Origin of the sequence: Amycolatopsis rifamycinica, from assembly GCF_000695625.1 — a bacterium.
GTDB classification, from domain to species: domain Bacteria; phylum Actinomycetota; class Actinomycetes; order Mycobacteriales; family Pseudonocardiaceae; genus Amycolatopsis; species Amycolatopsis rifamycinica.
On record NZ_JMQI01000041.1, the window covers coordinates 72,995 to 96,721 of the forward strand.

At 72.3% G+C, this 23,727-nt stretch carries 24 protein-coding genes; 9 read left to right on the forward strand and 15 right to left on the reverse strand.

Annotated features, from left to right (window positions below; translation table 11 throughout):
* The first annotated feature begins 51 nt into the window (after nt 1-51).
* Nucleotides 52-747 (forward strand): response regulator transcription factor, encoded by a 696-nt coding sequence (locus DV20_RS19160; protein ID WP_043782125.1) that lies wholly within the window; start codon nt 52-54, stop codon nt 745-747.
* A complete protein-coding gene (locus DV20_RS19165; protein WP_043782127.1) occupies nt 737-2,509 on the forward strand; it encodes a sensor histidine kinase in 1,773 nt (590 codons plus the stop codon). The genes DV20_RS19160 and DV20_RS19165 overlap by 11 nt, the downstream gene beginning before the upstream one ends.
* Here DV20_RS19165 and DV20_RS19170 read toward each other — a convergent pair.
* The 4 genes from DV20_RS19170 to DV20_RS19185 all read right to left on the reverse strand — a co-directional run bounded on the left by DV20_RS19170 (nt 2,488) and on the right by DV20_RS19185 (nt 6,868).
* A complete protein-coding gene (locus DV20_RS19170; RefSeq protein ID WP_043782129.1) occupies nt 2,488-3,639 on the reverse strand; it encodes a 4-hydroxybenzoate 3-monooxygenase in 1,152 nt (383 codons plus the stop codon). The genes DV20_RS19165 and DV20_RS19170 overlap by 22 nt on opposite strands.
* Nucleotides 3,640-3,711: 72 nt before the next feature.
* Nucleotides 3,712-4,464: an IclR family transcriptional regulator gene (locus tag DV20_RS19175; RefSeq protein ID WP_043782132.1), complete on the reverse strand. Its 753-nt coding sequence runs from the start codon at nt 4,462-4,464 to the stop codon at nt 3,712-3,714.
* 44 nt (nt 4,465-4,508) lie between these two features.
* Nucleotides 4,509-6,275: a chitinase gene (locus tag DV20_RS19180; protein WP_043782135.1), complete on the reverse strand. Its 1,767-nt coding sequence runs from the start codon at nt 6,273-6,275 to the stop codon at nt 4,509-4,511.
* A gap of 164 nt (nt 6,276-6,439) precedes the next feature.
* On the reverse strand, nt 6,440-6,868 hold the full coding sequence (locus DV20_RS19185) for a Zeta toxin (RefSeq protein ID WP_326938496.1): 429 nt from the start codon (nt 6,866-6,868) through the stop codon (nt 6,440-6,442).
* A 403-nt stretch (nt 6,869-7,271) separates the two neighbouring features.
* Between DV20_RS19185 and DV20_RS19190 the strand changes: the two genes are divergently transcribed.
* Nucleotides 7,272-7,694: a hypothetical protein gene (locus DV20_RS19190; protein WP_043782137.1), complete on the forward strand. Its 423-nt coding sequence runs from the start codon at nt 7,272-7,274 to the stop codon at nt 7,692-7,694.
* Here DV20_RS19190 and DV20_RS19195 read toward each other — a convergent pair.
* The 4 genes from DV20_RS19195 to DV20_RS46645 form a co-directional block, all read right to left on the reverse strand.
* Complete coding sequence (locus DV20_RS19195; protein WP_051736046.1) at nt 7,672-9,714, reverse strand: serine/threonine-protein kinase; 2,043 nt, start codon at nt 9,712-9,714, stop codon at nt 7,672-7,674. The two genes, DV20_RS19190 and DV20_RS19195, sit on opposite strands and share 23 nt — an antisense overlap.
* Complete coding sequence (locus DV20_RS19200; RefSeq protein WP_084093557.1) at nt 9,711-10,502, reverse strand: hypothetical protein; 792 nt, start codon at nt 10,500-10,502, stop codon at nt 9,711-9,713. The genes DV20_RS19195 and DV20_RS19200 overlap by 4 nt, the downstream gene beginning before the upstream one ends.
* Before the next feature lie 229 nt (nt 10,503-10,731).
* A complete protein-coding gene (locus DV20_RS47020; RefSeq protein ID WP_268747433.1) occupies nt 10,732-10,857 on the reverse strand; it encodes a hypothetical protein in 126 nt (41 codons plus the stop codon).
* Nucleotides 10,858-11,112, reverse strand: a complete 255-nt coding sequence (locus DV20_RS46645) for a hypothetical protein (protein ID WP_235190880.1) — start codon at nt 11,110-11,112, stop codon at nt 10,858-10,860. It abuts the gene before it with no gap.
* A gap of 19 nt (nt 11,113-11,131) precedes the next feature.
* Here DV20_RS46645 and DV20_RS19210 point away from each other — a divergent pair, with 19 nt between their 5' ends.
* The 5 genes from DV20_RS19210 to DV20_RS19230 all read left to right on the forward strand — a co-directional run bounded on the left by DV20_RS19210 (nt 11,132) and on the right by DV20_RS19230 (nt 16,544).
* Nucleotides 11,132-11,473: a hypothetical protein gene (locus DV20_RS19210; RefSeq protein WP_235190881.1), complete on the forward strand. Its 342-nt coding sequence runs from the start codon at nt 11,132-11,134 to the stop codon at nt 11,471-11,473.
* Nucleotides 11,474-11,553: 80 nt separating this feature from the next.
* The gene (locus tag DV20_RS19215; protein WP_043782143.1) at nt 11,554-12,330 is read left to right on the forward strand and encodes an ArsR/SmtB family transcription factor; all 777 of its coding nucleotides are present in this window, start codon (nt 11,554-11,556) and stop codon (nt 12,328-12,330) included.
* Between the two features lie 218 nt (nt 12,331-12,548).
* A complete protein-coding gene (locus DV20_RS19220) occupies nt 12,549-13,685 on the forward strand; it encodes an EfeM/EfeO family lipoprotein (RefSeq protein ID WP_043782145.1) in 1,137 nt (378 codons plus the stop codon).
* Nucleotides 13,682-14,878 (forward strand): Dyp-type peroxidase, encoded by a 1,197-nt coding sequence (locus DV20_RS19225; RefSeq protein ID WP_043782147.1) that lies wholly within the window; start codon nt 13,682-13,684, stop codon nt 14,876-14,878. Before DV20_RS19220 ends, DV20_RS19225 begins: the two co-directional genes overlap by 4 nt.
* 43 nt (nt 14,879-14,921) lie before the next feature.
* Entirely contained in the window at nt 14,922-16,544 is a 1,623-nt protein-coding gene (locus tag DV20_RS19230; protein WP_043782148.1) for a phospholipase C, read from the forward strand.
* Nucleotides 16,545-16,614: 70 nt separating this feature from the next.
* Here the strand turns inward: DV20_RS19230 and DV20_RS19235 are convergent, their stop codons facing one another.
* The 5 genes from DV20_RS19235 to DV20_RS19255 are packed head-to-tail and all read right to left on the reverse strand — an operon-like array spanning nt 16,615 to nt 20,688.
* Nucleotides 16,615-17,022 carry an ATP-binding protein gene (locus DV20_RS19235; RefSeq protein WP_235190883.1) on the reverse strand — a complete coding sequence of 136 codons (408 nt, stop codon included), beginning with the start codon at nt 17,020-17,022 and terminating at the stop codon, nt 16,615-16,617.
* 11 nt (nt 17,023-17,033) lie between these two features.
* A complete protein-coding gene (locus tag DV20_RS19240; protein WP_235190884.1) occupies nt 17,034-17,390 on the reverse strand; it encodes an STAS domain-containing protein in 357 nt (118 codons plus the stop codon).
* A 34-nt stretch (nt 17,391-17,424) separates the two neighbouring features.
* Nucleotides 17,425-17,865, reverse strand: a complete 441-nt coding sequence (locus DV20_RS19245) for a response regulator (RefSeq protein ID WP_043782151.1) — start codon at nt 17,863-17,865, stop codon at nt 17,425-17,427.
* Nucleotides 17,862-19,496, reverse strand: coding sequence for a sensor histidine kinase (locus DV20_RS19250; protein WP_051736047.1), 1,635 nt, complete (start codon nt 19,494-19,496; stop codon nt 17,862-17,864). Before DV20_RS19250 ends, DV20_RS19245 begins: the two co-directional genes overlap by 4 nt.
* Nucleotides 19,486-20,688, reverse strand: coding sequence for a PP2C family protein-serine/threonine phosphatase (locus DV20_RS19255; RefSeq protein ID WP_043782153.1), 1,203 nt, complete (start codon nt 20,686-20,688; stop codon nt 19,486-19,488). Before DV20_RS19255 ends, DV20_RS19250 begins: the two co-directional genes overlap by 11 nt.
* Nucleotides 20,689-20,881: 193 nt before the next feature.
* Here DV20_RS19255 and DV20_RS19260 point away from each other — a divergent pair, with 193 nt between their 5' ends.
* A complete protein-coding gene (locus DV20_RS19260; RefSeq protein WP_051736048.1) occupies nt 20,882-21,271 on the forward strand; it encodes a hypothetical protein in 390 nt (129 codons plus the stop codon).
* Here the strand turns inward: DV20_RS19260 and DV20_RS19265 are convergent.
* The gene (locus tag DV20_RS19265) at nt 21,237-22,574 is read right to left on the reverse strand and encodes a DUF2252 family protein (protein WP_043782154.1); all 1,338 of its coding nucleotides are present in this window, start codon (nt 22,572-22,574) and stop codon (nt 21,237-21,239) included. The two genes, DV20_RS19260 and DV20_RS19265, sit on opposite strands and share 35 nt — an antisense overlap.
* 33 nt (nt 22,575-22,607) lie before the next feature.
* Entirely contained in the window at nt 22,608-23,675 is a 1,068-nt protein-coding gene (locus tag DV20_RS19270) for a DUF6801 domain-containing protein (RefSeq protein ID WP_043782156.1), read from the reverse strand.
* Between the last annotated feature and the right edge of the window lie 52 nt (nt 23,676-23,727).

Here is a 23,727-nt window from a genome sequence, read left to right on the forward strand (position 1 = left end):
ATCCGGTCAGGATGCGGTGGGAACGGTGTCAGGGCGCCTACCCTCGACGCCGTGTGCGCACGTGTACTGGTCGCCGAGGACGACGAGAAACAGGCCGAGGTTCTCCGGCTCTACCTCGAAAGCGAAGGCCACACCGTCGTGCTGGCCCCCGACGGCCGGGCGGCGCTCGACGAGGCCCGGCGCGACCGGCCCGACCTGCTGGTTCTCGACGTGATGATGCCGAACGTCGACGGCCTCGACGTCTGCCGGATCCTGCGGCGGGAGTCCGACGTCGCCGTGCTGATGCTGACCGCCCGGGCCACCGAGGACGACCTGCTGCTCGGCCTCGACCTCGGCGCCGACGACTACCTGACCAAGCCGTACAGCCCGCGCGAGCTGATGGCCCGGGTCCGGACGCTGCTGCGGCGCACCGCCGGCCGTCGCGAGCCGGCCGACACCGCCTTGCGGGCCGGTGGGCTGCGGCTCGACCCGGTGCGGCACGAGGTGTCGGTCGGCGGGCGTCCGGTGGAGACGACCCCGGGCGAGTTCCAGCTGCTGGAGACGTTGATCCGGCAGCCGGGCCGGGTGTTCACCCGCCGTCAGCTGCTCGAGCTGACCCGCGGCGACGACCGGTTCGTCAGCACCCGGATCATCGACGTCCACGTGCTCAACCTGCGCAAGAAGCTCGAGCCGGACCCGCAGAAGCCCGTCTACCTGCGGACCGTCTTCGGCGTGGGCTACAAGCTGACGGCGGAAGATGGCGCGTAGCCCGAGGCGTTTCCCGCGGCGACGCAGCCTCGTCGTCCGGCTCACCGCTGTCTCGCTGCTCATCGCGCTCGCCTCCATCGCGGCGACCGCCTGGCTCGCGGTGCAGACCACCACCCGCGCGATCCAGCAGGAGCAGGGCCAGGCCCTTTCCGGCGACGCGACGATCTACACCGAGCTGCTCGGCTTCGCCGCGGTGAACCACACGTGGGACCAGGTCGGCCCCCGGCTGCGGACGCTGTCGGAGCAGACCGGCCGCCGGGTCGTGCTGACCACCCTCGACCGGCGCGTCCTCGGCGACTCCGGCGGCGCGCCGGTCACCCTGCCGGTGAAGGCGACCGCGTCGGTCGACCCGCTGCACGTCGACCCGGTGCTGCTGCCCGAGGCCGGGACGAGCGGCATCGACCCGCGCGCGGTGGGCCCGTTCAGATTGCCGCCCCCCGAACGCGACCGCCTCACCTCGCTGGCCACGAAGGCCGCCGCCTGCCTCGCCTCGCTCGGTCTGCCCAGCCAGGTGCGCGACTCGCCGAGCGGGCGGCCGCTGCTCACCGGGCTCGACGCGCTCACCGCCCGCTACTACGCCGGCAAGTGCCTGCTCTTCGAGCTGGCCGAACCGACGCCGACCGAGCAGGCCGCGCTCATCAGCCTCAACGACGCGGTCAACCGCTGCCTGGAGGACCAGGGCGGCGGGCAGGTGAAGATCGACCTCGACCTGCAGGTCCTCGACGTCCCCGACCAGCGGCCCGTCCAGGGCTGCCTCGACGCGTCCCGCCGCGAGCAGCTCACGCCGTACGTCGCGCCGCCCGCGCTGCTGTTCACGCTCGGCCCGGGCGGCTCGCCGCTGCCCACGTTCACGCTGTCCCGCGAGAACCTCACCCGGATCCTCGCCGTGACCGGCGGCGTGCTGGTGCTGGCCGTCGCGCTCACCGCGCTCGTCGCGCGCCGGCTGTCCCGCCCGCTGCGGGCCCTGACCGAGGCCGCGCAGCAGGACCGGCCGGCGCCGGTGAAGTCCCGCGACGAGGTCGGCTACCTCGCCGCCGCGTTCAACGACCTCACGGCGCGCCGCGAGCGCATCGAGGAGCAGCGCAAGGCGATGGTCGGCGACATCGCCCACGAGCTGCGCAACCCGCTCAACGTCATCCGCGGCCGGCTGGAGGCCGCCGAGGACGGGCACCTGCCGTTCGACCGGGCCCTGAGCGCGTCACTGCTCGAAGAAACCGTGCTGCTGCAGCACATCGTCGACGACCTGCAGGACCTCGCCGCGGCCGACGCCGGGCAGCTGCGCCTGCACCCGGAGCCGGCCGACGCGGCGGAGCTGGCCGGCCACGTCGCCGCCGCGCACGCCGACCGCGCCGCCGCGGCCGGGGTCACGCTCGCCGTGGACACGACCGGCGACTGCGCGCTGGAAGCGGACCCGGTGCGGCTGCGCCAGGTCGTCGGCAACCTGGTGACCAACGCGATCCGGCACACACCGGCCGGCGGCCGGGTGACCATCCACGTCTCGTCCACTGTGGACGAGGTGTCGCTCGCGGTGGCGGACACCGGGACCGGGATCGCCGCCGCGGACCTGCCGCACGTGTTCGACCGGTTCTGGCGGGCCGAGAAGTCGCGCAGCCGCCAGACCGGCGGCAGCGGGCTCGGCCTCGCCATCGTGCGCCACCTCGTGCAGGCCCACGGCGGGACGGTGACCGTCGAGTCCGAAGTGGACACCGGAACGACGTTCACCGTCCGGCTTCCCCGGCGCTACAACGGCAAGCCGGCGTAGTTCTCGGCCAGCTCGGTCTTCGCGGCCGGCGAAGTCACCGTGCGCTGGAGCTGCGAGAGCTGGAGCTGGGCGTCGAAGTCGTCGCCGTGGCGGTGCAGCATCGACGTCATCCACCAGGAGAAGTGCGTGCAGCGCCAGACCCGGCGCAACGCCGTCTCCGAGTACGCGTCCACGAGGTCGTCGTTCCCGCGGAACGACGCCGTCAACGCCCGCGCCAGCAGCGCGACGTCCGCCACCGCCAGGTTGAGGCCCTTCGCCCCCGTCGGCGGCACGATGTGCGCCGCGTCCCCGGCCAGGTAGAGGTTCCCGTGCCGCATCGGTGTCGTCACGAAGCTGCGCATCGGCAGCACGCTCTTCTCCGTGATCGTCCCCGTCTCCAGCGTCCACCCCGCGACGCCGAGCCGTTCGGACAGCGCCGTCCAGATCCGGTCGTCGCTCCACCGCGCGATGTCCTCGTCCGGCGCGACCTGCAGGTAGAACCGGCTCACCCGCGGCGAGCGCATGCTGTGCATCGCGAACCCGTCCGGGTGCCAGGCGTAGATGAGCTCGTCGGTCGACGGCGCCACGTCGGCCAGCACGCCCAGCCACGCGAAGGGATAGGTCCGCTCCCAGACCCGCGGCTCCGGGACCGACGCCCGGCTCGGCCCGTGGAACCCGTCGCAGCCGACGACGACGTCCGCGTCGATCCGCCGCGCCGCACCGGACTCGTCCGCGAAGGTCACCGACGGCTTCCCGGTGACGTCGTGCAGCGTGACGTCGGCGGCCGAGTAGTACGCGGGACGGCCGGCCTTTTCCCGGGCCGCCATCAGGTCCTTGGTCACCTCGGTCTGGCCGTACACCGTCACCGACCGTCCGATGAGGTCGGTGAAGTCGATGTGGTGGCGGTTCTCCGGCCACTGCAGGTGGATGCCGCGGTGCTCCATGCCCTCGACGTCGAGCCGGGCGCCGAGGCCGACGTCGCGCAGGAGCTCGACCGTTCCCGCCTCGAGGATGCCGGCCCGGATGCGGGCCTGGACGTACTCGGCGGTCTGCCGTTCGAGCAGCACCGACTCGATGCCCTCGAGGCCGAGCAGATGGGACAGCAGCAGCCCGGCCGGGCCGGCGCCGACGATGACGACCTGGGTGCGCACTTCGAACGTCCTTTCCCGCGACAGAGCCCGAGCATGGATCGGCGGCCCCGGCCGCCACCAGCATATTCTCATTCACTGAGAGGAATTCCCCATCGCCCGCGAAATCCCGCGGGCCGCGGCCCGCAGCGCCGGGATCTGCGTCCGCGCGGCCCGGTCGTTGGGCACGATCACCGAAAGCGCCGCGACGACGTCGCCGCCGGGTCCCCGCAGCGGGACGGCGATGCCCGTGGCCTCTTCATCGATGAAGCCGGCGCAGAACGCGTAGCCGGTCCGCCGGACGTCGGCGAGGAACCGGCGCAGCCGCGCCGGCTCGGTCAGCGTCGTGCGACGGAACGCCGGGAGCGGGCCGGCCAGCACCTGTTCCTGCAGGTCGGCGGGCGCGTGGGCGAGCAGCACCAGCCCGGACGACGACGCGTGCAGCGGCAGCCGCCCGGCCACCCGCGTCACGTTGAGGACCGCGCCGGGTGCGGAGAGCCGCTCGACGAACAGCACCTCGCGGTCCTCCAGCACCGCGAGCTGCGTGTGGTGCCCGACGACGGCGTGCAGGTCCTCCATGAACGGCATCGCCGCCTCGCGCAGCCCGAGGGTCGGCGACGCGCGGGACGCCAGTTCCCACAGCCGGACGCCCACGCGGACCCGCCGGTCGGGATCGCGCCGCAGCCAGCCGTACCCGACCAGCTCCTCGATCAGCCGCGACGCGGTGGCGACGGGCAGGTCGGCACGCCGCGCGATGTCGGTGACGCGCAACGCGGGCGTGTCCGGCCCGAAGGTTTCGAAGATGCGGACGACGCGGCTGAGCACGGACTCGCCCTGAGCCGGTTTCACTTCAGCAGTGTGCCCCACCGCGGCGGCGGGGCACACCGCCGCGCTCACGGCAGGGCGTTCAGGAACGGCTCGTGGCTGTTCTGGAACTCCCAGCCGTAGTACCTGTCCCAGTTGATCGACCAGGTCATCAGCCCCCGGAGGGCGGGCGAGGTCCCGCCGCGCAGCGTGTAGGAGCCACAGCCACTGCCCTTGACCAGGCAGTTCACCGCCGTCTGGACATCGGCGGGCGAGGTGAAGCCGTTGCCCGCGCTGACGGCGGCGGGCAGCCCGACGGCGATCTGGTCCGGGCGCAGGCCGGGGAAGAACTGCCCGGTGTTCGCCACGCTGAAGCCGGCTTTGAGCATGTCGGTCATGGCGATGTGGAACTCGGGGCCGCCCATGGTGTGGTACTGGTTGTCGAGCCCCATGACCGGGCCGGAGTTGTAGTCCTGGACGTGCAGCACGGTGAGCGAGTCCCGCAGCGCGTGGATCACCGGCAGGTAGGCACCGGTCCGCGCGTCCCCGGTGCCCGAGCCGCCGTAGAACTGGTAGCCGACCTGCACGAAGAAGGTTTCCGGCGCCATGGTGAGCACGAAGCCCGAGCCGTACCTGGCCTTGAGCGCCTTGAGCGCGGAGATCAGGTTGACGACGACGGGCGTGGTCGGGTTGCGGAAATCGGTGTCCCCGGCGTTGAGCGACAGCGAGTGCCCCTCGAAGTCGACGTCGAGCCCGTTGAGGCCGTACTTGTCGATGATGGCGGACACGGAGCTGACGAACTTGTCCCGCGCGGCGGCGGTCGTGAGCTGGACCTGGCCGTTCTGCCCGCCGATGGAGATCAGCACCTTCTTGCCCTGAGCCTGCTTGGCCTTGATCGCGGCGGCGAAGTCGGCGTCGCTTTCGACGTTCGGGCACTCGGAGACGGGGCACCGGGTGAAGCGGATGTCCCCGGAGGTGACGGAGGTGGGTTCCCCGAAGGCGAGATCGATGATGTCCCAGGCCGCGGGGACGTCGGCCATCCTGACATAGCCGGAGCCGTTGGCGAAGCTGGAGTGCAGGTACCCGACGAGGGCGTGCTTCGGCAGGCCGGTGTCGGCACACCCGCTGGTGCTGCCGGTCGCGGCAGCGCTCTTCGGCGATTCACCGGCGCTGTTGTAGGCGGCGACCGAGTAACTGTGGGTCTCGCAGGCTTTCAGCCCGGAGACGGTGGCACTCGTTCCGCTTGCGGTGGCGACGGCGTTGGCGCCTTCGTAGACGCGGTAACCGGTGACGGTACCGGCACTCGCCCCCCAGCTCAGGGCGATGGAACCGGCGGTGACCGCGGTGACCTGCGGAGTACCGGGAGTGCTCGGCGTGCCGGGGGTGTTCCCACCGGGCCCGTCGAGGACGACGTCGTCGGCGTAGTAGGTACCGGCGCCGTACCAGCCGTGGAGGTAGAGCTGGGCGGAGGTCTGGGTACCGGTGGTGAAGCTGAGCTGCAGCTGGTTGTAGGCGCTCGAGTTCCCGGACCAGGTCGAGGGCCCACCGGTGACGCCGAGGTAGACGGGGTTCCCCCGCACCCAGGCCGAGACGGTGTAGGTGGTGTTGGGCTGAACGGAGACGCTCTGCGAGCACTGGGCGTAGTCGGCCCCGACGGGTGTGCCGGCGAGGGCGTGACCGCCGGAGTGGACGGGAGTGGTCACGGCGGTGGCGTTGGCACAGGTCCACCCGGACAGGGACCCGGCTTCGAACCCGGGGTTGGCGAGCAGGTTGGCGGCCTCGGCGGGGACGCCGACGAGCCCGGAGAGCACGAGCATGAAGGCGGCCAGGGCCGCGGACAGTCGGAAACACCTCATCGGGTCCTCCAGTCGAGGGAAGACCTCAATTGTCTGGACCAATACCGGAGTTGTCCAGACCAAAAGGGAGCAATCCGCGCCCCGCGCGGCCGTGAGCGTCAAGGCGGGTTCTGACCGGCCTCAGCACTCACGACGCCCCACGCGAGAGACGAACGAGGCTCGGCTCAACACCGCACCAGGTCCTCGGCCACCAGCCGGGTCCGGCCCGCCCGGGCCCGATCGATCACCTGCACACTCCGCCACCCCACCGGCACCCGCCCGGCCAGCAGTTCCTCCCGCCACTTGCCCACCCGCCGGACGTGCCGCGCGAACGACCGCGGGCGCACCACCCGCCCCCGGCTCCGCTGCCCCGCCAGCGCGACCTCCGCCGGCACGTCGAGGAACAGCAACCGCACCGACCGCCCGCTCACCACCCCGACCAGCGCCAGCAGCGCCCGGGTCGACGCCCGCGTCGACGGCTCGTGGACCACGACCGGCCCGTCCTCGCCGAGCGCGTGCCCGACGATCCGCACCCGGTGCCACGCGTGCACCGCCGGCCGGTACCAGCGGTACGGCACGGCCGGCGGAACCACCGCCCCGAGCCGCTCCCGCACCTGATCGGAGTCCAGTACCGGCAGCCCCGCGGCGGCGTGGCGGCGTGGCGGAGCATGGTCGTCTTGCCGGCTCCCGGCAACCCCGCCACGACGAGCAGGTCGCGCCGGCCGAGCTCGATCACAGTGGGCTCGCTCATGCCCCGCCAACGTCCCAGCGAAGGTAATGGTTCCTTTACCTCACGGACAGTGACGGCCAGCCATCCGCGCACCGAAGACCACCCGGCCGGAACGCCGGTCGTCACCCGCCGTGCCCCGTGTCACCCCATCGCCTGAAAACCCATGCGCGGCAAGGCATCCGACGTCCGGAACCGCATCGGGTGAAGATCGCCCGCAGCTCTTCCCGGCGTCCGGAAAATCCCTATCTTCTGGAAGGGACGCTCAGTGAGAACAGGGGAAACTCGTCATGACCCAGTCGCTGGAACTCCCGGTCCAGGAATTCTGTCTTGATTGGACGCTCACGGGCGACGAAGGCGCCCGTGTCGGGATCGCCCTCTCCGGGCAGGTGTCCCTGCTGGACAACAACCGGTTCTACAAGATCGACGGCGTCGTGTACGTCACCGAGGGCGACGCGGCCATCCGCGCGGTCGGCAACCCGCGGATCTCCGTGCGCCGCAACGGCGTCGAGAAGACCGGGCGCCAGTGGGGCTGGGAGATGTGCTCGGCGCGCAAGACGCTCGGCGCGCTGAACACGATGGAGGGCTACTTCGTCCGCACCGGCTACTGGGCGCCCGCCGACCGCGCCATCCAGCTGAGCCTGTGCGCCGAACACGGGTGGAACCGGCGCAAGAGCTACAGCCCGCACGTCACCGTCCGGATGGTCGACTGACCACTGTGGACGCCCGGCGCCGCGCCGCCGCGACGACCAGCCCGGCCGCGACGGCCCCCGCCACCGCACACCCGGCCCCGAACCCCGGCGACGGCTCGTGCACCCGCAACACCGACACGCACAGCCACACCGCGGCGCCGAACAGCAGGCCCAGTACGGGCCCGCCGGCCGCGGCGCCCCGCCAGCGGTGGCCGTTGCGGATGGTCCGCAGCCCCGATTCGAGGTAGGCGAGGGCGAACAACGCCAGGATGAGGCTGCCCGCGCCCATGGCGCTGGCCAGCGGGTGCTGGCTGGTGACCAGGGTGAACCGCTGGGTGACCGAGCCGGTCCGCACATCGGCGGTGACGGCGCCCCCGACGATCCACCGCGCGATCGCGGGCAGGGTGAGCTCGACGGTGAAGCCGTTCCCGCCGGACTTGGCCTCGGCGGCCGCGGACCCGAGCGGAATCCCGGCGGCGGACAGGTCGAGGACAACCGGCCCGGGGCTGCCGAGACCGCTCAGGACCAGCGGCTTGCTGAGATCCACCTCGACCGGCGCGGCGACGGAGGCGCCCCCGAGCACCAGCGGCGACGGTTCGTGCGGCAGCCGAGCGGGGTTGAGCAGCGCGAGAACGACGAGAACAACGGCAGCCGCGGCGGCGGCGAGCCGCAACCACACGACGGCGGCTTGGGAAGCCGCGGAACCGTCCGACGCGGAACCGCCCGGCCACCCGGCACCGGCCGCATCAGCACCGGGGCCGGCCTGCCCACCCGGCCACCCCGAGCCCGCCGCATCAGCACCCGGGCCCGCCTGCCCACCCGGCCACCCGGAGCCGGCCGGCCCGGCACCTGCTCCACCACCTGGCCCAGCACCGGCCGCATCGCCAGGCCAGCCGGAACCGGCCGCACCCGCCACACCGCCCGGCCCAGCACCGGCCGCACCCGCAGGCCGGCCGGAGCCGGCCGCACCACCCGCCCCACCACCGGCCACACCGCCTGGCCCAGCACCGGTCGCCTCCCCTGGCCCAGCGCCACCCCATCCCGGGTCACCCAGCTCAGGGGGCGCACCCACCAGCGTCGCTCCGGGCCGTGACACCGGCCGCGTGCGGGCCTCACCCGGCGGCGACGGCACCGTCGCCGAGTTGAGGCCTGAGATCACCCGCGGTGTCAGGTGCAGCACCGGCACCCCGGACCGCTCCAGCCAGCCCGGCCCGTACACCACCGTCGCCGCCGCGGCCAGGTCGGCCGCGAAGGACTCCGCCTCGCGGTACCTCGCCTCCAGCTCGCGGGCCAGGCTGCGCATCACCACCCCGGCGATCGGCGCGGGCACCCCGGCGATCGGCTGCGGGTCGGTGAACATGTGCTGGCGCATCATGCTGATCGCGCCGCGGGTGTTGTCGAACGGCAAGCGGCCCGACAGCAGCTCGTACAGCACCGTCCCCGCCGCGTACACGTCGGCCGCCGGGCTGAGCGCGTTGCCCATCGCCTGCTCCGGCGCGATGTACGCCGGGGTTCCGAGGATCTCGCCACCGTGCGTCACCAACGTGGCGCCCTCGCTGATCACCCTGGCGATGCCGAAGTCCGCCACCTTCACCACGCCCTGCGTGCTGAACAGCAGGTTCCGCGGCTTGACGTCGAGGTGCAGCACGCCCGCCCGGTGCGCCGCGTGCAGCCCGGCCAGCATCGCCAGCCCGATCGCGCACGCCTGCTCGCCGCTGACGCCGCCGCCGTGAAAACGGCTGTGCACCGTCCCGCCGTCGAGGCGTTCCATCACCAGCAGGTGCTCGCGGCCGGTCCGCACGTAGTCGTACACCGGCACGATGTGCGGGTGGTCCAGGCTGGCCAGCACCCGCGCCTCGCGGTCGAACAGCTCGCTGCTCGCCGCGTGGTTGAGCACGTCCCACGGCAGCTGCTTGATCGCGACGCTGCGGCCCAGCGTCCGGTGCACGCCGGCGAACACGACACCCATGCCGCCCTCGCCGATCGACTCCCCGATGTCGTACTGCGGCAGGGCGGCGACCAGCTCGGCCGGTGCGCTCATCGGGTGAATTCCTGCGTGGACGGGACCGGGAGCTGCACCGTGGTGTCACTTTCGGTGACCGACGGCGGCGCCGGGTGCGGCGTCAGGTAGCCGAGCAGGAACGCGATCGCCGCCGCGCCGAGCACCACCGGGATCTCGATCGCCGGCTCGGGCGGGACCAGGCGCAGCACCGACAGGCTGATCACCGCGACCAGGCCGGTGCCGAACCCGGCGGGCAGGAACCGCACGCCGCGGCGCCAGCGGTTCGGCGCCAGCCGGTGCCGGGCCAGCGCGAGCAGCGCGGTCACCCAGGCCAGGATCGTCAGGGCGAGCATCGCCAGCCCGAAGACGCCGTACACCGACCAGAAGGAGCCGCGGACGTCGGCGACCGTCGTCGCTTCGCCGAGCGTGACGCGCCCGCCGTCGAGCAGCTCGACCGACGACGGCAGCAGCCCGGTCGCCTGCCCCGCCAGGTCACCGAGGTCGAGGACGAACGTCCGGGACACCGACCCGCGCGCCGGCACCTCGAACGGCGCGGTCGTGTCGTAGGCGAAGAACGTCAACGCCAGTGCGACGCCGGACAGCCGCACGCTGCGGACCTTCACCGGCGCGGTGCCGGGGTTCGTCGCCACGACCTGCAGTTCGACCTGGTTCGCCGGATCGATCGGGACCGTGGCGTCCTCGATCGGCCGCTGGTCGATCGACACCTGCAGCCGCAGCGACGCGGACTCCGCGACCGCGGGTGGAGCGGCGCCCAGCAGCACCGCGCACAAACCCAACGCAACCCCCGCCGCGATGACACGTCCCATTGGGCATCCCCTACTTGCGTTATCCGACTGGTCCGGAATGCTACAGCGAGCACACACCGGGGAGGGACGTCCCAATGCGATTCGTGGTTCGGCTGTTTTTCGGCGCCGTGGCCGGAACGTTGCTTCTGCTCACGGCGGCGGGAACGGCCAACGCACAATACACGTCGTCGGTTGGTTTGAAACCGTCGAGCGGTAAGGCGGGAAGTTCCTTCACCATTTCCTGGAATTTCTACCCGTGCAAAGGACCGGTCACCTTTTCCTGGAACGGCACGCCGATGTGGTCGGCGAACACGACGCTCCAGCAGACGAGCGGCACGGTCGCGGCCACGGTGCCCGCCGGCGCCCAGCCCGGCACCTACCCGGTCACCGGCACGTGCACCAACGCCCGGACCGGCGGCCCGCTGAGCGCGGGCAGCCGGTTCACCGTGACCGCCACGCCCACCACCACGCCCCCGCCGCCGGTGACGACCACGCCGCCCCCGCCGGTGACCACGCGGCCGACCCGGCCGGGCCCGGCCACGGTCCCGGCCACGCCGGTCACCACCACCACGCCGCCGCCGACCCCGAGCACACCGCCGACGTCGACGACCCCGCCGGCCACGCCCGGCACGCCCACCACCTCCAGCACCGTGCCGAAGCCCGGCGAACTGGTGCTCGACCGGCCGAGCATCAAGCCCGGCGAGCCGCTGTCGGCGTCCGGGAAGGGGTGCCTGCCGAGCCGGATGGTGACGCTGACCTCGGGCGGCGCCGAGGTCGGCACCGCCTTCACCGACAACTCCGGCGCCTTCACCGCGCCGATCGAGTTCACCCGGATCGAGGCCGGGCGGCACACCGTGGTCGCCGAGTGCGGGGTGCGGCTGACCGGCGCCGTCGACCAGGTCGTGACCCGGTCGTCCGGCGGGCAGACCGGCACGCTGGCCGTCCTCGTGTTCTTCGTCCTCGCGAGCATCACGGTGATCCGCTTCCGCTGATCCCCGGTTGACATGCAGCCGTCCGGCTGCCTATCGTCAAAAAGGCAGCCGGACGGCTGCATGTCACGGGGGAAGGCGCGATGGACGAGGTCTTCAAGGCGCTGGCCGATCCCAGCCGCCGCCGGTTGCTGGACGCGCTGAACGTGCGCAACGGCCAGACCCTGCGCGAGCTGTGCGCGGGGCTGGACATGGCCCGCCAGTCGGTGAGCAAGCACCTGGCCGTGCTCGAGGCGGCCGGGCTGATCACCACCACCCGGCGCGGCCGCGAAAAGCTGCACCACCTCGACGCCGCGCCGATCAACGCGATCGCCGAGCGCTGGATGACCCGCTACGACCGGCGGCGGGCCGGCGCGCTGGCCGATCTCAAACGAGCACTGGAGTCCGCACCGATGAACGATTTCGCGTACACCACCTACATCGCGACCACGCCGGAGAAGCTCTGGCAAGCCCTTACCGATCCGGCTTTCACGAGCCGGTACTGGGGCGTCTCCTTCGAAACCGACTGGAAAAAGGGCTCGCCGATGACGTGGACCGAGCGCGGCGCGAAAACGATCGATCCCGAACAGGTCGTGCTCGAATCGGAATCCCACCGAAGGCTGTCCTACACATGGCACGCTTTCACGGCGGACTGGGCGAAGGCCAACGAAATCGACGACGAGACGCTCGAGAAACTGCGGGGCGAAAGCCGCTCGCGGGTCACGTTCACCATCGAACCGCACGGGGAAATGGTGAAGCTGACCGTGCTCCACGACGGTTTCGACCCCGGCAGCACGGCGCTGGAGATGTGCGGCCAGGGCTGGCCCGCGCTGCTGTCCAGCCTGAAGACGCTGATGGAGACCGGCTCGCCCCTGCCGTGACCCGACCAACCGGTCGATTTCCCCAAATCCGACAGATCTGACACTTCTGACACAGGGAAACGTCTGAATCCTCCCCGTTTCGTGGGCGCCCGGCTGAAGTCCGGGTGAATTTCGCTCGTTCGCCAGGATCCGATGCGGTTTTCCGGGCGTTAGGCTCGCATAATCCGTGACCGGTGATGGTCCGATCGAGTGACGGGAGAACAGGCGTGCCGGGGTCAGTGCGTACCCGCTGGATCGTGGCGGCCGTGGTCGTGGCCGCCGCGGCGGCCGCCGTCGTGGCGGTCCGGCCGGACCACGCGGCCGCCGTCGACCCCGAAATCGCGGTCTCGCGCTCGGCGTGCGGCACCGGCTGGACGGATCCGAAGCCGGGGCCGCAGACCTTCCGCCTGCACAACACCGGGTCCGTGACGGCCGAGGTGGACCTGATCGACCCGGCGACCGGCGTGATCTACGGCGAAGTCGAGGGCCTCGGCGCGGCGACGACCCGGCCCCTGCGGGTCAACCTGGGCAACGGCGACTACGCGTTCCGCTGCCTGCCCGAGGACGCGGGCGCGATCGTCGGGCCCGCGGTGCGGATCACCGGCGGGGCCGAGCGGACCGGGCCGGGCGTCGCGCCGGTGACGCACGACGACCTGCTGGGGCCGCTCAAGGCCTACCAGCAGCATGTCACGGCGGGTCTCGACGAGCTGGTCGCGAACACCGGCGCGCTGAAGAACACCGTCCACGGCGGCGACCGCGCGGCGAGCCAGGCGGCCTGGTTGACCGCCCACCTGACGTACGAGCGGCTGGGCGCGGCCTACGACGCGTTCGGCGATTCCGACGGCGCCATCAACGGCCTCCCGGCCGGCCCGGAGTTCACCGGCTTCCACCGCCTCGAGCAGGGTCTCTGGCACGGCGAGGACCTGGCCGCGCTGGCCGCCGTCGCCGACCGGCTCGACACCGACGCCCGCGCGCTGCGGACGTCCTTCGCCGACAGCCAGGTCGACGGGAACGACCTCGGGCTGCGCGCGCACGAGATCATGGAGAACACGCTGCAGTTCGAACTGACCGGCCGCACCGACTACGGCAGCGGCACGAACCTCGCCACGGCCCGCGCGAACCTCGACGGCACCCGCGCGGTCCTGGAGGTCCTGCGGCCGCTGCTGACACCCCGGTACCCGCAGCTGTCCAAGGTGGACACCTGGCTGGACCGGACGCGGACGGCGCTCGACGCGGCCCACCGCCCGGACGGCACCTGGCTCCGCCCGGCGGAGCTGAGCCGGCAGCAGCGGCAGAAGCTGAACGCGGACGTGAGCGAGCTGACGGAGCTGCTGGCCCCGATCGCGGCGATCACCGAGCCGAGGAGGGTCTCATGACCGACCTCCCCCGCCGCTCCTTCCTGCGCCGGGCCGCGGTGGGCGCGGGCCTCACCGTGGCCGCCGGGGCCGGGCTGGGCGCTTCCTCGCCGGCCGTCGCCGACGGCAGCTCGCCCGTTCCCTTCCACGGCCCCCACCAGGCCGCCATCCTCCGCAAGCCGCCCACCCAGACCGTCGTCGCCTCCTTCGACGCCGTCGCCGAGTCCAAAGCCGAACTCGCCGAGCTCTTCCGCGCCATCACCGACCGGGCGCGGTTCCTCACCGCCGGCGGCGCCCCGGCCGCGCTCGGCATCACCGCGCCGCCCGCCGACTCCGGCGTGCTCGGGCCGGTCGTGCCCGGCAGCGACCTCGGCGTCATCCTCGGCGTCGGCGCGAGCCTGTTCGACGACCGGTACGGCCTCACCAAGCTCAAGCCCGCCAAGCTGAAGCCGATGGCGACGTTCCCGAACGACGCGCTCGACCCGGCCCAGTGCCACGGCGACCTCAGCCTGATCCTGTCCGCGAACGACACCGACACCGTCCTGCACGCCCTGCGGGACATCGCGCGCGCCACCCGCGGCGGCATGCAGCTGCGCTGGAAGCTCAACGGCTTCACCTCGCCGCCACGACCCGAAGGCACCCCGCGCAACCTGATGGGCTTCAAGGACGGCACCGCCAACCCCACCGAGTCCGAACTGGACGGTCTGGTGTGGACGAAGGGCGAACCCGCTTGGGCCGACGGCGGCAGCTACCAGGTCATCCGGCTGATCCGGATGCTCGTCGAGTTCTGGGACCGGGTTTCGCTGTCCGAGCAGGAGAACATGTTCGGCCGCCGCCGTGACACCGGCGCTCCGCTCGACGGCACCGCGGAGACCGACGTCCCCCGCTACGCCGACGACCCGATCGGCTCCGTCATCCCGCTGACCAGCCACATCCGGAAGGCGAACCCGCGCACGCCGGAGACCGGCGCCAGCCGCATCCTGCGCCGCGCCGTCAACTACGACCGGGGCGTCGACAGCAACGGCAACCTCGACATGGGCCTGCTGTTCGTCTGCTACCAGCAGGACCTCGAGCGCCAGTTCGAGGCCGTCCAGACACGCCTGGCCGACGAACCCCTGACCGACTACATCTCCCCGTTCGGCGGCGGCTACTTCTTCGCGCTGCCGGGCGTCACCGGCCCGGACGACCACTTCGGGCGAGCCCTGCTCGCGTGAGCCGCTTCGGGACGTTCCCGCCCCACCACGAAAGGAATCCCCTGTGGACAGAAAGACCCGACGGCGGCGCCGCGGCCTGCTCGGTGCCGGGGCCCTCGCCTCGGTGGCCACGCTGGCCGTCGTCACCGGCTCCGCGGCGACCACCGCGGACGCCCAGCCGCTGCACCTGTTCCCCGCGCACTGGCTCCCGACGGCGACGCCGATCAAGCACGTCGTCGTCATCTTCGGCGAGAACATCTCGTTCGACCACTACTTCGGCACCTACCCGGACGCGGCCAACACCGACGGCACCCCGTTCACCGCCGCGCACGGCACCCCGAAGGTCAACGGGCTCGACAAGAAGCTGCTGACCGACAACCCGAACGCGTACAACCCGAAGCGGCTCACGCCCCAGCAGGCGATGACCTGCGACCAGAACCACAACTACGGCGCCGAGCAGGCCGCCTTCGACGGCGGCAAGATGGACAAGTTCGTCGAGAAGACCGAGACCGACAAGTGCACCGGGCAGCCGGTCCTGTTCGGCGAGCCGGGCCTGGTCATGGACTACTACGACGGCAACACCGTCACCGGCATGTGGAACTACGCCCAGCACTACGCCATGAGCGACAACTCCTTCAACACGGTCTTCGGCCCGTCGAGCCCGGGCGCGATCAACTTGATCTCGGGCAACACCCACGGCGTCCAGGCCGTCGACCCGGTGACGCACGAGCCGGTCAGCGACGCCTACGCCGTGCAGTCGCCGGACTCCAGCGGCGTCGGCACGATGATCAACGACCCGGACCCGGCGTGGGACGACTGCTCGGGCAAGAACCACACGAGCAAGGACAACCTGGCCACGATGCACGGCCGCAACATCGGTGACCTGCTCAACCAGCGCCACGTCACCTGGGGCTGGTTCCAGGGCGGCTTCCGCCCGACGGGCTCGGCCAACGGGTACGCGGTGTGCGGCCAGACCCACACGAACGTCGGCGGCAACGCGGTCGTCGACTACAGCCCGCACCACGAGCCGTTCCAGTACTACCCGCAGACGGCGAACCCGAAGCACCTCCCGCCGTCCTCGGTGCAGGCGATCGGCCAGACGGACCGCGCGAACCACCAGTACGACATTTCGGACTTCGACGCCGCGCTGCGCGCCGGCTCGATGCCCGCGGTGAGCTTCCTCAAGGCGCCGGAGTACCAGGACGGCCACGCGGGTTACTCGGACCCGCTGGACGAGCAGCAGTTCGTGGTGAGTGAGATCGACAAGATCCAGCAGTCCCCGGACTGGAAGTCGACGGCGATCGTGCTGGCCTACGACGACTCGGACGGCTGGTACGACCACCAGAAGCCGCCGATCGTCAACGGCTCCCACGACGCAGCCCAGGACCAGGCGATCTGCACGGCCAAGCCGACGACGCTGGGCGCGTACGCGGACCGCTGCGGCTACGGCCCGCGGCTGCCGCTGCTGGTGGTTTCGCCGTACAGCAGGGTCAACCACGTCGACCACACGCTGACCGACCAGACGTCGGTGCTGAAGTTCATCGAGGACAACTGGTTCACCGGCCGCGTCGGCGACTCGTCGTTCGACACGCGGGCCGGCTCGCTGAACGGGATGTTCGACTTCTGGTCGCCCCGGGCCCGCAAGGTCACCCTCGACCCGAAGACCGGAGCCGTCGTCCAGCACTAGCGACCCCTTCAGGGCCCGATGTGGCCTTCGGTGCGGTCAACGCACCGAGGGCCGCATCGGGGCAGGCAGGTCAGGGGTGGGCCGGGTCCAGGTCCCAGGTCAGGGTCACGACCGTGCCCGAAGGGCCCGGGGTGATGTCCGCTCGGTCGGCGCTCGCCCGCAGCAGCAGCAATCCCCGGCCGCGCAACGAAACCGGGCGGGGGTCCGGCACCGGGGTGCGCCACCGCCCGTGGTCGGTGATCACCACTTCGAGACGGCCGGGGTGCACCGCCGCGTCGACGTCGACCACGCCGGGTTCCGCGTCGTCGTAGGCGTGGTCGGCCACGTTCGCCAGTGCTTCGTAGGCGGCCAGCACGATGTCGCCGGCCCGGTCCTCGTCGACGCCCGCCGCCAGCACCCACGCCATCAGGTCGTGCCGCAGGCGGCGAAGGATCTCGGGCACCGCGGGCACGCCGTGGCAGCGGAACGGTTCCGGCATCCGCGGCCGCCTCATCGGAGTGCTTCGTCGACGGTCGGGTGGACGCCGATCCACGTGTCGAGCCCGGTCGTCCGCAACGGTCCCGACGTCACCGGCGAATCGCTCACCACGCACAACGCGCGCTCGGCCAGCTTGCGGTGGGCCGCCGCGAGCACCTGCAGCCCCGCCGAACAGAAAAACGTCACTTCACGCAGATCGACCACCAGCTTCTCCGGCCCACGGGCCAGCACCACGTCGACGACTTCCCCGAACTCCGGCGCGCTCACCAGGTCGATCTCCCCCGCCACGGCCAGCACGGCGGCCCCGCCCCGCCAGTCGAGGGTCACCGCCAGTTCGGTGGCGGGCAGGTCCGGCGTCGCAGGGGTCACGGCCACCCATGGTGCCGCACTCCCCGCCAAACGGCTACCGGTGCGGGAGTTTCACCACCGTGACCCAGAATTCGTCGATCTTCCGGACCACCTCGACGAACTTCTCGAAGTCGACCGGCTTGGTGACGTAGGCGTTGGCGTGCAGTTCGTAGCTGCGCAGGATGTCCTCGTCCGCTTCGGACGTCGTCAGCACGACCACCGGGATCGTGCGCAGCGCCGGGTCCTGTTTGATCTCGCCGAGCACCTCCCGGCCGTCCTTGCGGGGCAGGTTGAGGTCGAGCAGGATCAGCCCCGGCCGCGGCGCCGTCCCGAACGGCCCTTCCCGCTTCAGGAACCGCAGCGCTTCGACGCCGTCCTCCGCGACGTGCAGCGGGTTGCGGATCTTGTGGTGCGCGAACGCCTCCCGGGTCATCAGGACGTCCCCGGGGTCGTCCTCGACCAGCAGGATGTCGATCGGAGCGGGCGCCTGGGTCATGCGGTCCCCTTGTCCTCGTCAGCCGGAGCCCGCTCGGCCGGAGCGTCGTGGGCCGGCAGGGTGAAGCGGAACGTGGTGTCCGCGGCCTCGGTGTCGAGCCAGATCCGGCCGCCGTGGTACTCGACGATCCGGCGGCACAGGGCCAGCCCGATCCCGGTGCCCGGGTACGCGGACCGCGTGTGCAGCCGCTGGAACAGCGCGAACACGCGTTCGGCGTACTCCGCGCCGATGCCGATCCCGTTGTCCACCACGGAAAACACCCACTGGTCGCCGTCGCGCTCGGCGGTGACCCGCACCTCCGGCGGTGCCTCGCCCTTGAACTTCAGCGCGTTGCCGATCAGGTTCTGGAACACCGCCGTCATCAGCGCCGGCTCGACGCGCACTTCGGGCAGGTCGCCGCGGCTGACCTTGCCGCCGCTCAGCGAGAGCGCGACCTCCAGGTTCGCGATCGCCTCGTCGGCCAGCGCGCCGGCGTCGGCGACGACGTGCTCGCCCGGGTTCCGGCCGACGCGGGAGAACGCCAGCAGGTCGTTGATCAGCACCTGCATCCGCTTCGCGCCGTCGACGGCGTACTCGATGTACTGCTCGCCGCGCTCGTCGAGCAGGCCCTGGTACCGCCGCTGGAGCAGCTGGCAGAAGCTGGCCACCTTCCGCAGCGGCTCCTGCAGGTCGTGCGAAGCGACGTACGCGAATTGCTCGAGGTCGGCATTGGACCGTTCCAGCTCGCGCGTGCGCCGGTCCAACATGGCGTTGGACTCCTCCGCCTCCCGCGTGCGCCGGTCCAGCAGGGCGTTGGACTCCTCCGCCTCCCGTGTGCGCCGGTCCAGCTCGGCGTGCGCGCGCTCGAGCTCGGCGACCTCGTCGAGGATGCGCTGCCGCATCGCCTCGACGTCCGCGCCGAGCTGGACGATCTCGCGCGGCCCCGTCCCCCGCACCGGGTGGTGGACGTCGGCGTCGGCGACGCGCCGGACCTCGCCGGCCAGCCGCAGGATCGGCCGGGTGACGACCTGCCGCAGCCCGAAGAACAGCATCGCGAACAGCAGCAGCACGAGCACGGCGATGACCACGAACATCGCGTTGAGGAAGCGCGCCGCCGCGTTCAGGTCGGCGCGGGCTGCGTCGCGGAGCGCGGTCAGGTGGTTCAGCTGGGTGTCGAGGGCCTCGCGCACGTCGACGAACAGCGTCCGGCCGCGTTCGACTTGGGCCGCGGTCACCGGCGGCGCGGCGGGGGCGATGGTGGGCGCGGCCGCGGCCTGCCAGGCGGTGGCCGCCCGCAGCACGGCGTCGAGGTCGTCGCCGATCTCCGTGCCCGGGGCCGCGCCGAGCTGCCGCAGCTGCGCGACGGCGTCGGCCTGCGACCGGACGCCGTCGGTGTAGGGCACCAGGAACGCCGGCTGGCGGCCGAGCTGGTAGCCGCGGACGCCGCTCTCCTGGTTCAGCAGCGCGGTGGACAGCTGGATCGCGGCCAGCCGCTGGGGCGCGATCGAGTCGAGCAGGCGCATGCGGGCCTCGGTCAGGCTGTTCAGCGCGAACCCGCCGGCGACCAGCGCCGCGACCAGCAGCACGGTCTCGACGGCGGCGAGCAGCGCCAGCCGGCGGCGGATGGGCCGGCCGCGTGCTTCACCGCTCATCGGCTGTGGCTCCCGGATCGTGGCTGAGCAGGGCGAGGGCGACGTCGTCGTCGAGCGGGCCGGAGTTGAGCCGCTCGGCGCGGGCGATCAGCTCGTCGAGCAGCGCCCGGCGGTTGAGCCCGGTCTCGTGCTTGATGTCGAGCACCAGTGCGGCCATCCGCTCGTGGCCCAGCCGTTCGGACCCGGCGCCGACCCGGCCCTCGAACACGCCGTCGGTGTACAGCAGCAACGACCACCCCGGGTCCAACGAAACCTCCAGTGCGTCCCACTTGGCGCCCTCGACCACCCCGAGCGGGACCCCGAGCCGCTCGCCGGAGAGCAGGTGCCCGTCGCCGGGGGTGAGCAGCAGCGGCGGCAGGTGCCCCGCCAGCGACAGGCGCAGGGATCTTCGGTCCGGCGCGACGACGACCATGCAGACGGTGGCGAACAGCGGCTCGATCCGCTCGTGCACCAGGACCCGCTCGACCATGGTGAGCACGTCGGCCATCGGCAGGCCCGCCATCACCAGCGAGCGCCACGCGATCCGCAGCGCGACGCCGAGGGCGGCTTCGTCCGGGCCGTGGCCGCAGACGTCGCCGATCATCATGTGCACCGTGCCGTCGGCGAGCTCGATCGCGTCGTAGAAGTCGCCGCCCAGCAGGGAACCGTTGCGGCCGGGCCGGTAACGGGCGGCCAGGTCGAGGTGGGGGTCGCGCAGCAGCGGGCTGGGCAGCAGGCCGCGTTCGAGCCGCGCGTTCTCCCTGGCGAGCAGCTGCTGCTGCAGGAACTGCTGCTCGACCTGTTCGGCGCGCTTGCGTTCGCGCGCGAACCGCAGCGCCTTCACCAGCAGCGGGCCGTCGACCTGGTCCTTGACGAGGTAGTCCTGCGCGCCGGCGGCGACCGCGGCGACGCCGGTGGCCTGGTCGTGCTGCCCGGTCAGGACGACCACCGCGACGCCCGGCGCGTGCTGCCCGAGCTTGGTCAGCCCGCTGAGGCCGATCGCGTCGGGCAGCTGCAGGTCGAGCACGACGCAGTCGGCGGTCAGCGGGCCGCTCAGCGCGGCGGAAAGCGTCTCGACGCGTTCGAGCGTGTACGGCACGGACGTGTCCGCCAGCATCTCCTCGACCAGCAGCGCGTCCCCGTCGTCGTCCTCGATCAGCAGCACCCGCAGGCGCGTGCGGGGATCCCACGATGAGTCGAGCGCGGCGGTCACCGGCGTCTCCCGTTCGGCTGCTCTTGCGCCAGCACATCCAGACGATCAACCCTAGCGGCACCGGCGACGCCTACGGCCGCGAAACCGGTCCCACCGAGGTAGCGTTTTATAGCACCCCGGTGTCACACCGGCTCGATAACGGTTCGGCTGCCGCCCGTGCCGCAACCGGGCACACCGCGCCTACGCTGCGCGGATGCCCCGGTCCGCCGCACTCGCCTGGTGGGGTGCGACGGCGTGCTGGTTCCTCGGGACGCTCGCCGGGCGACTGACCGGCCGCCACACCGCGATCACCGGAGCCGTCCCGCTGCCGGTCGCGGTGCTCGTGTTCGCGCTCTGCGCCGGATTCTGGGCGGCGCTCGTCCAGATGGCGTACCGCGGGGTGCACGGCGCCCGAGCCGGGCTGGCGGTCGCCGGCGCGCTCGGCGTCGTGAACTTGGTGGTGCAGCTGGCGGGGGACGTCATCGCGCGGGACGTCGTGCACGGCGGGTTGTTCCTGGCCGCATTGGTCCTTTCGGCCGCCGGGCTCACGCTCATGGCCAGGAGCCGGTTCAGAACAGGGCGCGGCCGTCGGTCTTCGCGGTGACGTACGCCTGCCAGTCGCGGGTGACCTGGTCGGCGTAGCTCGTCGCGAAGGCCCGCGTCTCGGCCGCCAAGCCGGAGACGGACGTGATGGCGCCGTCGATCGCCGCGTCCGCCGAGTAGCCGAGGCCGGTGCCGGGGATGTCCTGGTCGGCGCGGGCGTGGGCGGCGGCCAGAAGCCGGGCGACGTCCCGGACGGTGTCGTCCCAGATCCCGGACGTCGTCAGGTCACCGATCTCCAGGTCCTCGGCGTACGGGGACTTCTCCTTCACCAGCACCGGGACGCTCCCGACGCTCGCCCACCCGGCGAGCGGGTCGGACTGGTTGGCGAGCCGGCGCAGGGCCAGGGCCGGCCGCTGCCCGCCGGTGAGGGTCGTGGCGGCCGGCGCGAGCGGCTTCGGCGCCGGGTCCACCTCCTGCTTGAGCTCGAGGATCCGGTCGTCGGCCGCCGAGGTCGTGTCCCCCTCGACGAGGACGTACCAGCGGAAGCGACCGAGGCTGCCGGTGCCCGCCCCGGTTCGCCGCCGGACGTCCTTGACGACGGCCTCCGACGCCGTCAGCGGTTCGCCCGCGGTGGTCCGGTAGGCCGCGACGGCGGCGGCGAGCTGGGCCCGCGTCGCGTCGGGCACGGCTTGCAGCCGCGGGTCGGCCTTGAAGTGGCCGCCGGTGGTCCACTTCGCGAGCAGGTCGGCCCGCTTGTCCCCGGCGGCGGCGTCGATCAGGTCCCCGACGAGATCGGAGGTGTTGCCCGCGGTGAGCCGCCAGCCCGCTTCGTCGCCGGTTCCGTGGAACTTCGCGATCCACTGCGCGTACTCGGCGACGAACGTGTCGACGTCGGTGGCGATCCGGCTCGCACCGCGGCCGCCGGCCCGGCCGGCGAGCACGATCGACACGGCTTCGCGGCGCAGCTCCCACGTCCACGAACCGCGCCAGGCGTCGTCGGTGTCGGTGATCGCGAACTGCTCTTCGCCATCGGCGCCGCGGTCGGCGCCGGTGTTCTCCAGGTGCGCGTCACCGGTCAGCCACACGTCGCCGCCCGCGGTCGCGTACGCCGAGGGCGGCAGCTCGCCCAGATCGCGGTAGTAGAGCGGCGACGTGCCGCGGAAGAACGCCCACGCGCTCGAGGCCAGCGCCTGCGTCCGCACCGTCAGCTCGTCGTCGGTCGCGCCGGCGTTGAGGACGTGCAGCGCGTGGTCGCGGTCGTAGACCACCGAGACCGGGTCCCGGCTCAGGCCCGCCGCCTCCCCCGGCGCGGCGGTGGCGAGCAGGGTGACAACGACCAGAGTCCCGACGGTGGTTCGGCGCATGAGCCACGTATACGCGCCGGAGGTGAGCGGGAATCAGCGTGCGGTCAACGTCAGGGCGAACGTGTTCCCGCCGCCCTGGACCAGCGAACTCAGGTACGCGGTCAACGCGCCGCAGCCGGTCAGCGGCGGGATCGTGTACGTCCCCGTGACCGGGCCGCCCGTCGCCAAGGCGAACCCGCCGCCGGTCCGCAGGTCGACCGGGACCGGCGCGCTCGCCCGGCAGCCCGCGTCGGCGACCGGCAGCCCGAAGAGCGTCACCTGCGGAAAAGCCAGTGCGAACGCCGAGTGGGCGGCGAACCCGCCGTCGCCGAGTTCGCCGGTCTGCGGCCCGTCCGGGGTGAACTGCAGCTCCGCGTGGCCGGGTACGAACCCGAAGGCCTTGAAGTCCGCGCCGGTCCGGTCGAACGCCGTGGCGAACTCCGGGCCCGCGGCGAACGACCCGGTGAGCGGGGCGGTCGCTCCCAGCGTCTTCAGCGCTGTCGACCCCGCCACGGCGTAGCGGTGCTGGGTCGGCGCACTGCCGAGGTCGAAGCTCAGCAGCACCGGGTCCTGACCGGGGTCGAGCGTGCAGTCCGAGGTGAACGACCCGAGCCCGGTGAACGAGCCGTCCGCCTTCTTCGGCGTCAGGCGGGTGCTGAAGCCGCCGATCGTCAGCGTGGTCCGCCCGGCGTTCGGCAGCCGCACCGGCGGGACCGAACCGGACGCCTGCGTGGTGAACGCGCCCGAGGCCGGCAGCGCCGTCTTCGCCACCGTCAGCGGCAGGCTCAGTGGCAGCGTCAGCGAGCCGTTGGCCAGCGTCACCCCTGCGGACGCCGTCCCTTCGATGCTCGCCGCGCCGACCAGGGCCAGGCCGCGGGTGGACTTGTCCGGCACGGTCACCGAGACCGCGAGGTCCCCGGTCGTGAACGTGCCGCCCGGCGCGGACGGCACCTCGAACGCCGCCTGGATCCGCACGTCGAGCTGCTGCAGGCCGATCAGCGGGAACGGGCAGGTGAAGCTGAGCCGCTTGTCCACCGGCGTCGACGCCTCGGCGGCGGGGACGGCGAGCGGCAGCACCAGGCAGGCGAGGCCCGCGGCGAGCAGCGACCGGGCTTTCGGCACGGGCGTTCCCTTCTCGGTGTTCTCCGGCGTGGCACCGGCCCCCGCCGCGGCG

Coding starts and splice junctions, on each gene's coding strand:
- DV20_RS19165 (WP_043782127.1), top strand. CDS start 737: ATGGCGCGTAGCCCGAGGCGTTTCCCGCGGCGACGCAGCCTCGTCGTC.
- DV20_RS19180 (WP_043782135.1), bottom strand. CDS start 6,275: ATGAGGTGTTTCCGACTGTCCGCGGCCCTGGCCGCCTTCATGCTCGTG.
- DV20_RS19190 (WP_043782137.1), top strand. CDS start 7,272: ATGACCCAGTCGCTGGAACTCCCGGTCCAGGAATTCTGTCTTGATTGG.
- DV20_RS19195 (WP_051736046.1), bottom strand. CDS start 9,714: ATGAGCGCACCGGCCGAGCTGGTCGCCGCCCTGCCGCAGTACGACATC.
- DV20_RS19200 (WP_084093557.1), bottom strand. CDS start 10,502: ATGGGACGTGTCATCGCGGCGGGGGTTGCGTTGGGTTTGTGCGCGGTG.
- DV20_RS19215 (WP_043782143.1), top strand. CDS start 11,554: ATGGACGAGGTCTTCAAGGCGCTGGCCGATCCCAGCCGCCGCCGGTTG.
- DV20_RS19225 (WP_043782147.1), top strand. CDS start 13,682: ATGACCGACCTCCCCCGCCGCTCCTTCCTGCGCCGGGCCGCGGTGGGC.
- DV20_RS19235 (WP_235190883.1), bottom strand. CDS start 17,022: ATGCCGGAACCGTTCCGCTGCCACGGCGTGCCCGCGGTGCCCGAGATC.
- DV20_RS19245 (WP_043782151.1), bottom strand. CDS start 17,865: ATGACCCAGGCGCCCGCTCCGATCGACATCCTGCTGGTCGAGGACGAC.
- DV20_RS19250 (WP_051736047.1), bottom strand. CDS start 19,496: ATGAGCGGTGAAGCACGCGGCCGGCCCATCCGCCGCCGGCTGGCGCTG.
- DV20_RS19260 (WP_051736048.1), top strand. CDS start 20,882: ATGCCCCGGTCCGCCGCACTCGCCTGGTGGGGTGCGACGGCGTGCTGG.
- DV20_RS19265 (WP_043782154.1), bottom strand. CDS start 22,574: ATGCGCCGAACCACCGTCGGGACTCTGGTCGTTGTCACCCTGCTCGCC.